The organism is Micromonospora sp. RHAY321 (assembly GCF_023896955.1).
In the GTDB taxonomy this organism is placed as follows: domain Bacteria; phylum Actinomycetota; class Actinomycetes; order Mycobacteriales; family Micromonosporaceae; genus Micromonospora.
This window is the reverse complement of the sequence record NZ_JAMHIW010000028.1, coordinates 1-14,644: the sequence shown is the minus strand read 5'-3', so window position 1 is coordinate 14,644 and position 14,644 is coordinate 1. Positions and strand designations below refer to the sequence as shown.

Sequence of the window (14,644 nt, the reverse complement as noted above, 5' to 3'; positions counted from 1 at the left end):
GTCACCCACCGGGCTCATGCCCGGTGGGTGACTGCTTCTGGGCCCGTTGGCCCTGGTCGGGCTCGGCATCGCGTCGCCGGTTCCCGCAGCCACGCCGCTGACATCGACGTCGGTGACTGCGAGACGACACCGCTCGGGGCTGCCGTGACTTGGCGTTACTCGATACGCTGCGTCTGACATGGACCGACCCTGCGGGTCGGGAAACGGGGAGGAAGCGCATGGCTGGCATCACGCCGCCGAACACCGGCGATCTGCACGTCAGCGTTGAGGATCTGGACGCCGCGGCAGCGTACGTCGAGCGCCTCAAGCAGTACGTCGACGACACCATCTGCTACGAGATGGAGCGCATCAAGGAGCGGATGAAGGGCGACAGCGCCAACGCCCAGACCGTCCCGAACGGCACCCCCTTCGGGGCGTACGAGGACGCCCGCATGCAGTGGCAGGCGTTGACCCGGTCGACGGCCAACATGGAGGCGCACCTCAAGGCGCTCTCCCAGAGGCTCGCCGCGCTCAAGAAGGGCACCGAGGACATCGCCCAGGCGTTCCGCGACACCGAGGCACGCAACGCCGCCAACGGCTCGGAGATCGAGCGGCTGCTCGAGTCGGCGGCTCCGCCGCCGCAGGCCGCCGGCGCGCCCACCTACCCGTACACGGCCTGAGGGGGACGACATGGCTGGAGGAACCTGGGAGCGGTGCGTCCGCGAGGTGACGCTCTCCGCGGACCCGGAGACGGTCGGATCGGTCGGGATGGGGTGGAACAACCTCTCCGCCGGCCTGGGACATCTACGCGACGCGCTCGTCGGCCGATCGTTCGTCGGCCCGATCGCGACCGGCACCGAGCGCCCGCACGTCGGCGGTCTGCCCGGCATGCTCGCGGGCTGGAAGGGCAGCGGCGGTGACGCGTACCGCGAGCACCTGGGTGAGATCGGCAAGCAGATCGAGGATCTGATCACCGACGCGAGCAACGTGAGCGGTGCGTTGACGCGGATCGAGGGTGACATCCGCAAGGCGGTCTCCTCGATCCCGATCCCGCTGATGGACGACTTCGGCCTGAACGAGTGGAGCCTGCCCAACGGCACCGAGCTCGACGACGCCCGCGACGGCGAGAGCACGACCGGCTTCCTCGCCGCGCTGCGTCAGGACTACCAGAACAACCAGGCGTCGTACGCCGACGGCGCGTTCCGCGACAAGGCCGACGACCTGGAGGCGACCATGAAGGTCGACGGCCAGGCCGGCGACAATGAGCGGGGCGGCTTCTGGGACACGAAGTCCCACCTGGACAACTGGTACCGGGACAACCAGCAGGCGGCGAACTCCGCGATGTCGCCGCTGCCCCAGGCGGTGGTGGCCGAGCGTCCCAAGCTGACCCTCGCCGGGCCGGACGGCAGCAACGACGCATCGGACGACTACCGCCCCGACACCCGGATCCCGCCGCAGGGTCGGCCGGACATCGGTGGTGGTGGCGACGGTGGAGGGGCCGACATCGGTGGCGGCCCCACGATCGGCAGCAGGCCGCCGGGCATCGGCGACACGGGCGGCCCCACCACCGGCGGCCCGTTCTCCCCGCCCCCCACGGCCGAGTTCGGCGGCGGTGGCGGTTCCTCGTCCGGCGGCTCCGGGCAGTTCACGCCCCCGCCCACCGGGTCCGGTTACCCGGGCGGCGACGACGGCTACAGCACCGGTCTGGCCGGTGCCGCGCCCAGCGGCGTCGGAAGCCTGGGTGGCCTCGGCGGCGGTGCCGGCATCGGTGGTGCCGGTCTCGGCGGTGCCGGCGGTGGTCTCGGTGGTGGCGCCGGTCTCGGCGGCGCCGGTGGTGGGATCGGCGGCGGCGTAGGCTCGGCCGGCGGGATCGGGATGGGCGGCATCCCCGGCATGGTGGGCGGCGGAAACGGCAAGGTGCCGCCGATGACGAGCGCGGCGACCGCGTTGCGCAACGCGACCGGTGCCGGCGGCGCGGGCGCGGGTGCGGGCGGCGCGCGTGGCGGGATGGCCGGCGCCGGAATGATGGGCGGCGGAATGATGGGCGGCCAGGGCGGTGCCGGGCAGGGCGGCACCGGCTCGGAGCACTCGTCGTGGTTGACTGAGGACGACGATCCGTGGGGCTCCGGTGACGGAGCGTCCCCGGGCATCCTGCGATGAGGACGGACGGATGAGGGTGAACGTCGGAGCGCGCCGGCCGGTCACGGCCTGCCTGCTCGCGGGGCTCCTGGTGCTGGGGGCCGCCCAACCGGCGGCCGCCGCACCCCGGCGGGCCGAGCAGTGGTATCTGGACGAGCTCAAGATCGATCAGGTGCACAAGCTCTCGACCGGGCGGGGCGTGGTCGTGGCCGTGCTCGACAGTGGCGTCGACGCCAACCATCCGGACCTGCGGGGCCAGGTGCTTCCCGGCGGCCGCAGCTACGGCGCCTCCGGCGACGGGCGCGTCGACGACGAGGGGCACGGCACGCACATGGCCGGCATCATCGCAGCGACGAACGCCAGCCGCGACGGCGTGGACGGCATCGCCCCGGGTGCGAAGATCCTGCCCATCAAGCTGCACGAGGGCGTCGGCACCAACCGGGACTCGGCCGTCGCCCTGGGCGTCCGGATGGCCGTCGACGGCGGCGCCAAGGTGATCAACATGTCCCTGGGCGGGCCGGGGCCGGCCAGTCCCGACGAGGAGAGCGCGATCAGGTACGCGCTGGACCGCGACGTCGTCGTGGTCGCCGCCGCCGGCAACACCGCCAAGGGCAGCACCGACGTGGACAATCCCGCCAACGTTCCCGGCGTGATCGCGGTGACCGGGACGACCCGGGGCGGCAACTTCTGGTCCGGCTCGGTCCAGGGGCCGGCTGCGGTGATCGCCGCGCCCGGCGACGGCATCTACAACGTCGGCCCGGACCGGGGCTACGGCTGGGGCGACGGCACCTCGGACGCCACCGCGATCGTCTCCGGTGTCGCGGCGCTGATCCGGGCGAAGTACCCGGACCTCGACGCCGCCAACGTGATCAACCGGATCATCCGGACTGCCCGGGATGCCGGCCCGTCCGGCCGCGATCCGCAGTACGGCTTCGGCCGGATCGATCCGGTGACCGCGCTGAGCGCGGACGTACCGACGGTCAGCGCCAACCCGCTGCTCGACCCGGCCGCCGCGACCGATCCGGAGCCCGCCCCGACGGCGGGTGCCGACGAGGAGTTCGACGTCACCCAGCACGGCGACCGGGGCGGCCCCACGGACCAGCAGGTCATGGTGGTCGTCATCGGCACAGCCGTGGCGCTGGTGCTGCTGCTGGGGCTGGTGGTCTTCCTGATCTGGAACCGGCGTCGGTACCGCCGCGAGGCGAGCATGTCGGCCGACGTACCGGACGGCCTGCTCGACCAGGCGCCTCCCGGCGGGTACGCCCCGCCGGGCGCCTACCAGCCGCCCGCCCCGGGGCAGGGTTACGGCCCGCCCAGTGGTTACGCCCCGCCGCCCGGTTACGCCCCGCCTCCGGGGGCGCCGCCCGCCCCGCCGCCCAGCGGCAACCGTTCCTGATCGTCGTGGCCGGCCGGTGACCTGCGTCGCCGGCCGGCCGTCGGCGTTCCGCGGCGGGCCGTCAGGGCATCGCCGCCCCTTTGAACCCGTTTCGTCTGGCGTTTCGGCCGCCCCGGCTGCGTACCGTCACGAGCCCTGCGCCAGGATGGGACGGACACGCAGGTCCACCCGAGGAGCCCACGATCGCCAAGAAGCCTCAACCCGAGGGCGGCCAGGCGCCGGTCGTCCAGCGCGTCCGCATCCGGTACGCCAAGCGGGGCCCGCTGCGATTCACCTCCCACCGGGACTTCGCCCGGGCCTTCGAACGCGCGCTGCGCCGTGCCGCCGTGCCGATCGCCTTCTCCCAGGGCTTCACCCCGCACCCGAAGATCTCCTACGCCAGCGCCGCGCCCACGGGGGTGGCCAGTGAGGCGGAATATCTGGAGATCGGCCTTCAGGCGCCGGTCGACCCGGAGGCGCTGCGGGCCGCGTTGGACGCCGCGCTCTCGCCCGGGCTGGACGTGCTGGACGCCGTGATCGTCGCCGGGGGCAGCCTGCCGGACCGGATCGAGGCGTCGCTGTGGCACATCGAGCTGCCCGAGGTCGACCCGGCCGTGCTGCGCGCCGCCGTGGACGCCTTCAACGCCGCCGACGAGGTGCTGGTCGAGCGGATGACCAAGCAGGGCCGCCGCACCTTCGACGCTCGCGCGGCCGTGATATCGATCGATGTCCTCGAGGCGACGCCGACGCCTTCCGGGGCGCCGGCCGTACCGTGTGCGATACTCGAACTGGTCGTGCGGCAGGTCACCCCGTCCGTACGGCCCGATGACGTCCTTTCCGGCCTCCGCGTGGTGGCCGACCTGGAGCCGCCGGTCTCGCCGAGGGTGACCCGGCTGGCTCAGGGCACGTTGACCGCGCAGGGTGCGATCGTGGATCCGTTGGATGCGGACCGCGGCGGGGCAGCCATCGTTGGGCACTGACCGACGGTCAGTGCTCTGGCAGGCAGACTTCGGCGGTCGCGCACCACGCGCGCCCGGCGGAAACACTTTTGCGGCAACCCTGCGTGGCAGCGCTCACCCGCGCCCGGGGCAGCCAGAACTGGAGAACGTCCATGCTCGAGAACGAGCCCGAGGGCGGCGAACGGACCGGTTCACAGCCGGCCGGCGACACCGCTGACCAGAGCACCACCGCCGACGGCGCCGCCGCGGCGAACCCCACCGGCGCCGCCTCCGCGGAGCCGGCCGGCGCGGAGAGCGCCGAGCCCGCCGCCCCGGTGCGGCGTAGGACGACCCGTCGTCGGGCCGCCCCGCTCAACCAGCCGGAGCAGGCCGAGGCGCCGGTCGAGGCGTCCACCGGCGGGGTCGGCAGTGACGAGTCGCCGCAGGCGGAGGTCTTCGCCCCGGTCTCCGGCGACCTGGACGCCGCCCCGAAGACCACCCGGCGGCGCCGCAAGGCCGCCCCCGTCGAGACGACCGCCGACGAGCCGCTGGTCGCGGCCTCCGCCGAGGAGGCGTCCGCCGAGGTCGTTCCGCCGGTCAAGGTGACCCGTACGCGCCGGAAGAAGGCCACCCCGCCGCCCGTCGTCGAGGAGCCCGCCGCCGTCGAGGAGCCCGCCGCGGTCGAGGAGCGTCCTGCTGTCGAGACTCCGGCGGAGTCGGACCTGCGCGAGGCGGAGGCCGAGCTCGACGAGACGGAGGCCGCCCCGGGCGAGACCGCCGCCGAGCCGTCCCGGACCAGTGGGGCGCAGGAGCGCTCCGGTGAGGTGCCGCCGGGCGTGGCCGTGGCTTCTGTGGCGAACGAGCCGATCGAGCCGGCCGATGTCCTCGAGCCGGAGCAGCCGCGGACCCGCCGCCGCCGTGCCGCGCTCTCCGCGCCCACCGTGCTGTTCATGGCGCCGCAGCCGGACGCCGTGCCGGTGACCCGGCCGGCGGAGCCCGCTCCGGTCGTCGAGGAGCCGGCCGTGGAGGAGGCCGCCGAGCCGTCCCGCCGGCGGCGGCGCGGTCGCCGCGACGCCGAGCCGGTCGAGGTGGTCGAGGCGATCGAGGCCGAGGAGGAGCCGACCGAGGAGGCCGACGAGGCCGCCGAGGCGGATGAGGACGACGAGGACAGCGCCGCCGCGCGCCGTCGCCGCCGGCGTGGTCGCCGCGGCCGGGGCCGGGGCAAGGGCGGTGCCGAGGACGCCGAGGACGACGAGTCCGAGGAGGCGGCGCAGGCCGAGGAGGAAGAGACCGCCGAGGCCGAGGCCGAGGGCGACGAGGACGAGGAGTCCGAGGGCGGGGACGGGCTGACCCGTCGCCGCCGGCGTCGCCGCCGCCGGGGCGCCGGTGACACGGAGGGGGCCGCCGACGACGGCGTACCGACCGTGGTCAAGATCCGCGAGCCGCGCCGGACCGTCGACGAGGTGCAGGGCGTGTCGGGCTCGACCCGGCTGGAGGCCAAGCGCCAGCGCCGCCGCGACGGTCGGGAGCAGCGGCGTACGCGGCCGCCGATCCTCAGCGAGTCGGAGTTCCTGGCCCGCCGCGAGGCGGTCGACCGGGTGATGGCGGTCCGCCAGCGTGGTGACCGCACCCAGATCGCCGTCCTGGAGGACGGGGTGCTGGTCGAGCACTACGTGACCCGCAACTCGTCCGGCACGATGGCCGGCAACGTCTACCTGGGCAAGGTGCAGAACGTGCTGCCCAGCATGGAGGCGGCGTTCGTCGACGTCGGCCGGGGCCGCAACGCGGTGCTGTACGCCGGCGAGGTCAACTGGGACACCTCCGGTCTGGAGGGGCGGGCCCGCTCGATCGAGCAGGCGCTGCGCTCCGGCGACTCGGTGCTGGTGCAGGTCACCAAGGACCCGATCGGGCACAAGGGCGCGCGGCTGACCAGCCACATCGCGCTCTCCGGCCGGCACCTGGTCTACGTGCCCAACGGCAACGCCTCCGGGATCAGCCGGAAGCTGCCGGACAACGAGCGCAAGCGGCTGCGCGACGTGCTCAAGAAGATGGTTCCGGACGGCGCGGGCGTGATCGTCCGTACGGCCGCCGAGGGCGCCAGCGAGGACGAGCTGGCCCGCGACGTCAAGCGGTTGCAGGCGCAGTGGGAGGACATCCAGGCCAAGGCTGCCGAGGGCGGCGCTCCGGTGCTGCTCTACGAGGAGCCCGACCTGGTCATCCGGGTGGTCCGAGACCTGTTCAACGAGGACTTCCGCGAGCTGGTGATCGAGGGCGAGCAGTCGTACGAGATGGTCGAGTCGTACCTGTCGCACGTCTCCCCGGACCTGGTGGACCGGGTGCGCCGGCACGTGGGCACGAGCGACATCTTCGCCGAGTACCGGATCGACGAGCAGATCATCAAGGGCCTGGACCGCAAGGTCTTCCTGCCCTCCGGTGGCTCGCTGGTGATCGACCGCACCGAGGCCATGACGGTCGTCGACGTCAACACCGGCAAGTACACCGGCTCCGGGGGCAACCTGGAGGAGACGGTCACCCGCAACAACCTGGAGGCGGCCGAGGAGATCGTCCGCCAGCTCCGGCTGCGCGACATCGGCGGCATCGTGGTGATCGACTTCATCGACATGGTGCTGGAGTCCAACCGTGAGCTGGTGCTGCGCCGGCTGACCGAGTGCCTGGGTCGGGACCGCACCAAGCACCAGGTCACCGAGATCACCTCGCTCGGTCTGGTGCAGATGACCCGCAAGCGGATCGGCGCGGGCCTGCTGGATTCGTTCAGCGAGACCTGTGAGTGCTGCAAGGGTCGGGGCGTCATCATCCACACCGAGCCGGTGCCGGAGAAGCCGCGCTCCGGCGGGGCGGGGGAGAAGGTCAAGGCGGTCGCCTCGTCGGTCGCCGCCCCGGCCGCCGAGCAGGGCACGGCGTCCTCCCGTCGCCGGGCGCGTAAGAACGCCCCGGCCGAGCGGACGGCGGTCGAGGTCGTCGACACCGACACCAGCGCCGAACCGGACGCCGACTACGTGGACACCATGGGCTACGACCTGTCCCGCTACGAGTCGGACACCGCGGCCGCGCCCGCTGTCTCCGACGCCCAGCAGGGCGAGTCGGCCCGGCTGGCCGCCGCGGACGACCCGGACGCGCTCGCCGACGGCGACGCCGACGAGGAGAGCACCGAGGGCGGCGGCGGCCGTCGTCGCTCCCGCCGGGGTGGCACCCGGCGGCGGACCCGCCCCTGACGCACCTGACCGGCCCGGTGTTTGACGAGGTCCCTCTCCCGGCAAAGTGACGGGGGAGGGACCTCGCCGGTCCGGCCACCCGGCCCAGGATCGGCCCTCCCCGGTCAGGAGAAGAAACATGCGTCGTCTGCTCGCCGTCACCCTGCTGGTCACCACGCTCGTCGCCGGGGGCGGCTGCTCCACCGACCGGCCCGTCGGGCAGGGGCGGGGCGGGACGACCGGCCCGGCCTCCGGGTCCGGGGGCCTCCCCGCCGGCTCGACCGCCACGCCGGTGGGTGGTGGCCCGGCGGGCGGCAACGCCGCGCAGGTCTGCGCCGCGGCCCAGGAGGCGGGCACGGCGGCCGTCCGGACGTACGTGGCGGAGCTGGGTCAGATGATCGCGGCGGTGGGCGCCGGGGACAGCGTCACGGCCGAGGCGGCCCGCAAGCGGGCCGAGGCGGCGCTGGCCGGCTGGCGGACCGCGCTGCGGGAGCAGTCGGCCCGGGCCACGGACGCGCAGCTCAAGACGCTGCTCACGGACATCGGCACCGAGGTCACCGCGCTCGGCGCCGACGTGGAGTCGATCGACGAGACCGAGCTGGACCGGCTCCAGCAGCGTCTCGATCAGCTGTGCGCGCGCTGACCAGGGCGGGCCGGTTTGGGGTCGGGGCCAGCAATGGCGTACTCTTGCCTGCGGCCCACCTTTGGTGTGCCGAGTTCCCGTGTGCCCGCGCCGCCGTGCACTGCTACCCGGCGAGCCGCCGCGGGGACGACCGCCAGCAGCCTCAACGACAGGGAGTCCGCCTCCGATGTACGCGATCGTCAAGACCGGCGGCAAGCAGTACAAGGTCGCCGAGGGCGACGTGATCGAGGTCGAGAAGCTCACCGGTGCTCCCGGTGACGCGGTGAAGCTCACCGCGGTGCTCCTCGTCGACGGTGACGACCTGGTGACCGACGCGGCGAAGCTTGCCGAGGTCGCGGTGTCCGGCGAGATCGCCGCGCACACCAAGGGCCCGAAGATCAAGATCCACAAGTTCAAGAACAAGACCGGCTACCACAAGCGCCAGGGTCACCGCCAGCCGTTGACCCAGGTCAAGGTGACCGGCATCTCCAGCGGGAAGTAGGTCGTCCTCCAATGGCTCACAAAAAGGGTGCGTCCAGCTCGCGTAACGGTCGTGACTCCGCGGCCCAGCGACTCGGCGTGAAGCGCTTCGGTGGTCAGGTCGTCAGCGCGGGTGAGATCATCATCCGGCAGCGTGGCACCAAGTTCCACCCCGGTGACCTGGTCGGCCGTGGCGGCGACGACACGCTGTTCGCGCTGTCGGCCGGTGCGGTCCTGTTCGGCACCAAGCGCGGTCGCAAGACCGTCAGCATCGTTCCGCAGCAGTAGCTCTCAAGCTAAGCGGGCCGCGACCTCCGGGTCCCGGCCCGCTTAGCTTTTTTCGCAGTGCGAGGTCGGACCTCGCTGGAAGGATTGACGCCGTGGCGACGTTCGTTGACCGGGTCGTTCTGCACCTGCAGGCCGGCGATGGCGGGCACGGTTGTGCCTCGATCCACCGCGAGAAGTTCAAGCCCTTCGGCGGGCCGGACGGCGGCAACGGCGGGCACGGCGGCAGCGTGTCCCTGGTGGTCGACCCGCAGGTGACCACGCTGCTCGACTTCCACTTCCGCCCGCACGTCAAGGCCGACAGCGGCAAGGGTGGCGCGGGGTCGAACCGGGACGGGGCCAACGGCCAGGACCTGGTGCTCAAGGTGCCGAACGGCACCGTGGTGCAGACCCTCGACGGCACCGTGCTGGCCGACATGGTCGGCGCCGGCACCACCTTCGAGGTGGCCCGCGGCGGGCGTGGCGGGCGGGGCAACGCCTCGCTGGCCAACGCCAAGCGCAAGGCTCCCGGCTTCGCCGAGCTGGGTGAGCCCGGCGACCAGTTGGACGTGGTGCTGGAGCTCAAGAGCGTCGCCGACGTGGGCCTGGTGGGCTTCCCGTCGGCCGGCAAGTCGTCGCTGATCTCGGTGATCTCCGCCGCCAAGCCCAAGATCGCCGACTACCCGTTCACCACCCTGGTGCCCAACCTCGGTGTGGTCCGGGTGGACAACCACACCTTCACCGTCGCCGACGTGCCGGGCCTGATCCCGGGCGCGGCCACCGGCAAGGGGCTGGGCCTGGAGTTCCTGCGGCACATCGAGCGCTGCGCCGTGCTGGTGCACGTCATCGACTCGGCGACCCTGGAGCCGGGCCGCGACCCGGTCGCCGACATCGAGACCATCGAGGCCGAGCTGAACGAGTACGGCGGGCTGGCCGACCGCCCGCGACTGGTGGCCGTGAACAAGGTCGACGTGCCGGACGGCCGCGACCTCGCCGAGATCGTGCGTCCCGACCTGGAGGAGCGCGGCTACCGGGTGTTCGAGGTCTCCGCGGCCACCCGGGAGGGGCTCAAGGAGCTCACCTACGCGATGGCCGAGCTGGTCGACGCGCAGCGCAAGGCCGCGCCGCCGGCCGAGCCGACCCGGATCGTCATCCGGCCGACGGCCGTGGACGACGAGGGCTTCACCATCACGGCCGAGACGGACGGCTCGTTCACCGTCCGGGGCGTCCGGCCGGAGCGGTGGGTCAAGCAGACCAACTTCGACAACGACGAGGCGGTCGGCTACCTGGCCGACCGGCTGGCCCGGCTCGGGGTGGAGGACAAGCTGGCCAAGGCCGGCGCGCAGCCCGGCGACCTGGTCCGGATCGGCGCGCGCGAGTTCGACTGGCAGCCGACGCTCTACGCCGGCGTGGAGTTCACGCCCGGCAACCGGGGCACCGACGTCCGGCTGGAGGCGAGGTCGAACCGGGCACGTGCGGCGGAACGGCTCGCCGCCCGCAAGGCTCGCCGGGTGCGCTCGGGTGACGAGGTGGGTGCCGACGCGTCCGACGACGTCGTGGACATCGACGAGGACGACGCCGAATAGCCCGTTGCGCTCCGTGATCGGGTTGATTGCCGGAAACCTCCGCGAAATCAGCCCGGCCTAGCGTTGGGTGATGCTGATCGAATCGCGGCCCGCCATCGATGCGGAGATCTCCGCCCTCGTCATCGCGCAGCAGCGTGAGCTGCGCGAGGCCGATGGCGGGTTGGACGGGCAGGTCACCGTCACCCACGACGACATCCGCTACCTCGCGGTGGTGCTGAACGGCCGGGCCGTCGCCTGCGGCGGGCTCCAGTCGCTCGACGCCGCCACCGGCGAGGTCAAGCGGATGTACGTCCGGCCGGCGTACCGGGGGCGGGGGATCGCCCGCCAGTTGCTCGGCGCGCTGGAGGAGTTGGCGTTCCGGCAGGGGCACTCGGTGGTCTGCCTGGAGACCGGTACCTACCTGCCGGCCGCCATCGGGTTGTACACCTCGTGCGGCTACGACCCGATCCCGGTCTACGGCGAGTACGTGCACAACCCGTACAGCGTCTGTTTCGCCAAGCGGCTGCCGGTCGCGGCCTGACGGCCGCGCCGCCGCACCCGGCGCTCAGGCGCCGGTGCTGGCGTGCTCGACCGTGACCGGCTTGGACTCGGGTGAGGCGTGCTGGCGCAGGACGATGCTCAGCAGGATCAGCGCGCCGACCGCCAGGAACTCGCTCTGCCAGTTCTGCATCGACTGGAACCAGAAGTCGCTGGTGCCGAGGAAGTCCCAGACCCCGATCGGCGGTGCCCCGCTCTGCAACGCCTGCTCCTGGTTGTACGCGGCGGTGCCGCCGAGCAGGTGCCCCACGAACGAGCCGGCGAAGATCAGCAGCAGTGCGATGGACAGGCTGTTGCGGTAGACCACCAGCGGCAGCCCGCCGACGCGCACCGGCCACGGCGACTGCGCGGTGGCCCGGCGCTCGTCGTCCTCCGGCCGGTCGGTCTGGTCCATCGGCTTCGACTCGGCCGAACCGCGCTGCACCAGGTACGCGGTGAGCAGCACGTACCCGCCCATCTGGAGGAACTCGGACTCCCAGTTCTCGAAGACCGCCTCGGCGAAGTGCCCGGTGGTCAGGTACGCCGGCCAGCTCAGCGGCGCGGCCCCGAACTCGGTCAACTCCTCGTTGTGGGTCTGCCACCCGAAGATGCTCTGCAACACCAGAAAAACCAGGAACGCGCCGAGCATGGCGATGCTCAGCGCGTTGTCGCGTAGCCACCGAGGCATGTCGTCCTCCTTCAAGGATCAACCCCCCCGTTACCCACACTCCTGCGACGACGAAACCGCCGCAACGCCAGGTCAGGGCCGGTCGAGGGGGGTGTCCAGACGCCCGCCGGTGCCTGCCCGGTTGGACAGCAGCAGCCCGAGCGCCAGCATGCCGAAGCCGAGCGCGAGGTGCAGCCAGTTGTCGGCGTCGTTGATCGGCAGGATGTTCGCCCCACTCTCCGGGTCGATCCCCTCGATCGCCAGCCCGTACAGCCAGAGGGCCAGGTAGCTGGCGCCGCCGACGGCCAGGAAGAGCCGGGATCCGGCGACGCTGCGGGCCAGCACCAGGCCGGCCAACCCGTACAGCAGGTGCACCGCGTTGTGCAGGATCGACACCTGGAACAGCCCGAGCAGCTTGGCGTCCGAGTGGTGCCCGGCGAACCTCAGCTCGCCGTAGTCGGTGGTGATGCCGGGGATGTAGCCGAGGATGCCGACCAGCAGGAAGACACCGGCCACGGCCAGCGCAGCCGACTGCACCCGGGGCCGGGAACCCGCCGATCGGGCCCCTCGCGCGTCTCGTGCCATCGCTGCCACCTCCGTGGATCTGTCAGCCCTGCGAACCTCACTGTCCGCGGCGGCGACGTGACGCAGCCCGACGATCCTCCATTTTGAAGTTGATCCGACCGGCCGCGCAGAGAAATGCACGAAGAGGTATGGAAGCCGGAACGGAGGGTAGGTGAATTGTCGACGGCGGCGGCGACGCAGCCGAATCCCCCCAGCACAACCGCGACGACTTTCCGAGCGGAAGGGAAATCATGACTTACGATCTGTCACCCACGACTTCCACGTACGGGCAGGAGTCGACCAACGGCGGTGGCGTCCGCGATCAGGCGCGCCAGGTCGGTTCCGAGGCCGCGCAGGCCGGCGGGGCGGTCGCGCAGACCGCCAAGGAGCAGGGCACCGAGGTTGGCCGCGAGGCTGCCCGGCAGGCCCGCAACCTGTACGGCGAGGCCCGCATCCAGCTCGCCAGCCAGACCGGCGAGCAGCAGCGCCGGGCCGCCGGTGGGCTGCGTTCGCTGGCCGACGAGATGCGCTCGATGGCCGAGCAGGGCGGCCAGGCCGGCCCGGTGAGCGAGCTGGCCCGCCAGGCCGCCGACCGGGTCCACGGCGTGGCCGGCTGGCTCGAGGAGCGCGAGCCCGGCGACCTGATCACCGAGGTACGCGACTACGCGCGACGCAACCCGGGCACCTTCCTGGTGGGCGCGGCGGTTCTCGGCGTGCTGGCCGGCCGGCTGACCCGCGGCATCTCCGCCGCCGGCGACGACTCTGGCAGCGGCTCCTCGACCTACCGGGGTGCCGGGGCGTACGACCCGGAGCAGACCGCGGTGATCCCGACTCCGCCGGCGCCCCGCGCGGTGCCCGACGCCGTCCCGCCGGGCGGCTACCTCGACCCGACCCCCGGCACGTACACCGAGCCCACCTCCGGCGGTTACACCGAGCCGACCGGCACCGGCCAGCCGTTGCCGCCGGTGAACCAGACCGACCCGCTGCCCGGCGTGCCGTCCAGCGGCACCACCCGCCCGTGAGCGACCGAGTCATCCGAAGGGAGGCGACGGCATGAGCATGCCGACGCAGGGGTCCGGACTGGGCTCCGGATACCACCCCGACGCGGGTGCCCCGCACACCGCGGCGGAGGTGAAGGGCAGCTCCATCGGTGAGCTGCTGCGCCAGGTCACCAGCGACATGTCGACGCTGATGCGCCAGGAGGTGGAGCTGGCCAAGGCCGAGATCCGCCAGGAGGGCAAGAAGGCGGGCAAGGCCGCCGGGCTCTTCGGTGGCGCCGGCTTCGGCGGCTACATGGTGGCGCTCTTCCTGTCGCTGGCCCTCTGGGCCGGGCTGTCCAACGTGATGGACGCCGGCTGGGCAGGCCTCATCGTGGCCGTCATCTGGGCCGTGATCGCCGCGGTCCTCTACTCCATGGCCAAGAAGAACGCCGAGCGCGTACGCGGCCTCAAGCAGACCAACGACAGCGTGCAGCGGATCCCCGACGCGCTCAAGCCCCACCCGGAGGGAGTCACCCGATGAGCACCGATCCCGACCAGATCCGCCGGGAGATCGAAGCCACCCGCAACAGCCTCAGCTCCGATGTGGATGCGTTGGCGTACAAGGTCAGCCCCAGCCGCATCGTCGACGACCGCAAGCAGCGGGCCCGCTCCGCGCTGCAGAATGTGAGGGACAAGGTCATGGGAACCGCGTCTGACCTCGGCCACGGCACCGGCCACGCCGCCCACTCGGTGGGCGACCGCGCCTCGTCGGCGGCTTCCAGCGTCAGCGACGCCGCGCACTCGGCGGCCTCCAGCGTCAGCGACGCCGCGCACAGCGCGCCCCGGGTGATCCGGCAGAAGTCGGAGGGCAACCCGCTCGCCGCCGGCCTGATCGCCTTCGGTGTGGGCTGGCTGGCCTCCTCGCTGATCCCGGCTTCCCGCCGCGAGCAGCAGGCCGCGACCCAGATCAAGGAGAAGGTCGGCGAGCACAGCGGCGCGGTGAAGGAGAAGCTGGGCGAGGTGGCCAGCGAGCTCAAGGAGGAGCTGCGCGAGCCGGCCCAGCAGGCGGCCGAGTCGGTGAAGTCCACCGCCCAGGACGCGGTGCACGCGGTCAAGGACGACAGCAAATCGGCCGCGCAGGACGTGAAGGACCAGGCCCAGCAGTCCCGCCAACAGGTCATCTCCTGACCACTCTCGACGAACGACAGCTCGCGGCCATCCCCCGGGATGCCGCGAGCTGTCGTTTCCGCGCCCGCCCCTGGCCTTCCGCGATCTTGCAGTTTCGGCCGGGCTCATATCGGCTTCGCGCCGATTCGTCCGGG

Annotated in this window: 15 protein-coding genes; 13 read left to right on the top strand and 2 right to left on the bottom strand. The window is 72.5% G+C overall.

The window, feature by feature from the left end:
• Positions 1-218 precede the first annotated feature (218 nt).
• From M8C17_RS30765 to M8C17_RS30720, 10 genes are all read left to right on the top strand, one after another.
• Positions 219-659 (top strand): hypothetical protein, encoded by a 441-nt coding sequence (locus M8C17_RS30765; RefSeq protein WP_252420148.1) that lies wholly within the window; start codon positions 219-221, stop codon positions 657-659.
• Between the two features lie 10 nt (positions 660-669).
• A complete protein-coding gene (locus M8C17_RS30760) occupies positions 670-2,139 on the top strand; it encodes a hypothetical protein (RefSeq protein ID WP_252420146.1) in 1,470 nt (489 codons plus the stop codon).
• A gap of 10 nt (positions 2,140-2,149) precedes the next feature.
• Positions 2,150-3,514, top strand: a complete 1,365-nt coding sequence (gene mycP, locus M8C17_RS30755) for a type VII secretion-associated serine protease mycosin (protein WP_252420144.1) — start codon at positions 2,150-2,152, stop codon at positions 3,512-3,514.
• 239 nt (positions 3,515-3,753) lie between these two features.
• The gene (locus tag M8C17_RS30750; RefSeq protein WP_308209609.1) at positions 3,754-4,473 is read left to right on the top strand and encodes a TIGR03936 family radical SAM-associated protein; all 720 of its coding nucleotides are present in this window, start codon (positions 3,754-3,756) and stop codon (positions 4,471-4,473) included.
• Between the two features lie 131 nt (positions 4,474-4,604).
• The gene (locus M8C17_RS30745) at positions 4,605-7,664 is read left to right on the top strand and encodes an Rne/Rng family ribonuclease (protein WP_252420142.1); all 3,060 of its coding nucleotides are present in this window, start codon (positions 4,605-4,607) and stop codon (positions 7,662-7,664) included.
• A 118-nt stretch (positions 7,665-7,782) separates the two neighbouring features.
• Positions 7,783-8,286 carry a hypothetical protein gene (locus M8C17_RS30740; RefSeq protein ID WP_252420140.1) on the top strand — a complete coding sequence of 168 codons (504 nt, stop codon included), beginning with the start codon at positions 7,783-7,785 and terminating at the stop codon, positions 8,284-8,286.
• A 166-nt stretch (positions 8,287-8,452) separates the two neighbouring features.
• Positions 8,453-8,767, top strand: a complete 315-nt coding sequence (rplU, locus tag M8C17_RS30735) for a 50S ribosomal protein L21 (protein ID WP_074313742.1) — start codon at positions 8,453-8,455, stop codon at positions 8,765-8,767.
• Positions 8,768-8,778: 11 nt separating this feature from the next.
• A complete protein-coding gene (gene rpmA, locus M8C17_RS30730) occupies positions 8,779-9,033 on the top strand; it encodes a 50S ribosomal protein L27 (RefSeq protein ID WP_007464062.1) in 255 nt (84 codons plus the stop codon).
• Between the two features lie 92 nt (positions 9,034-9,125).
• Complete coding sequence (gene obgE, locus M8C17_RS30725; protein ID WP_252420138.1) at positions 9,126-10,595, top strand: GTPase ObgE; 1,470 nt, start codon at positions 9,126-9,128, stop codon at positions 10,593-10,595.
• Positions 10,596-10,665: 70 nt separating this feature from the next.
• Positions 10,666-11,115: a GNAT family N-acetyltransferase gene (locus M8C17_RS30720; protein WP_252420136.1), complete on the top strand. Its 450-nt coding sequence runs from the start codon at positions 10,666-10,668 to the stop codon at positions 11,113-11,115.
• A gap of 24 nt (positions 11,116-11,139) precedes the next feature.
• Here M8C17_RS30720 and M8C17_RS30715 read toward each other — a convergent pair whose 3' ends face one another.
• Both M8C17_RS30715 and M8C17_RS30710 read right to left on the bottom strand, forming a co-directional pair.
• The gene (locus M8C17_RS30715) at positions 11,140-11,799 is read right to left on the bottom strand and encodes a DUF6766 family protein (RefSeq protein WP_252420134.1); all 660 of its coding nucleotides are present in this window, start codon (positions 11,797-11,799) and stop codon (positions 11,140-11,142) included.
• 72 nt (positions 11,800-11,871) lie between these two features.
• Entirely contained in the window at positions 11,872-12,363 is a 492-nt protein-coding gene (locus M8C17_RS30710) for a DUF4383 domain-containing protein (protein WP_252420132.1), read from the bottom strand.
• 230 nt (positions 12,364-12,593) lie between these two features.
• Here M8C17_RS30710 and M8C17_RS30705 point away from each other — a divergent pair, with 230 nt between their 5' ends.
• The 3 genes from M8C17_RS30705 to M8C17_RS30695 are packed head-to-tail and all read left to right on the top strand — an operon-like array spanning position 12,594 to position 14,510.
• Positions 12,594-13,364, top strand: coding sequence for a hypothetical protein (locus M8C17_RS30705; protein WP_252420130.1), 771 nt, complete (start codon positions 12,594-12,596; stop codon positions 13,362-13,364).
• 31 nt (positions 13,365-13,395) lie between these two features.
• Positions 13,396-13,863 (top strand): phage holin family protein, encoded by a 468-nt coding sequence (locus M8C17_RS30700; RefSeq protein ID WP_252420128.1) that lies wholly within the window; start codon positions 13,396-13,398, stop codon positions 13,861-13,863.
• The gene (locus M8C17_RS30695; RefSeq protein WP_252420126.1) at positions 13,860-14,510 is read left to right on the top strand and encodes a DUF3618 domain-containing protein; all 651 of its coding nucleotides are present in this window, start codon (positions 13,860-13,862) and stop codon (positions 14,508-14,510) included. Before M8C17_RS30700 ends, M8C17_RS30695 begins: the two co-directional genes overlap by 4 nt.
• Positions 14,511-14,644 lie beyond the last annotated feature (134 nt).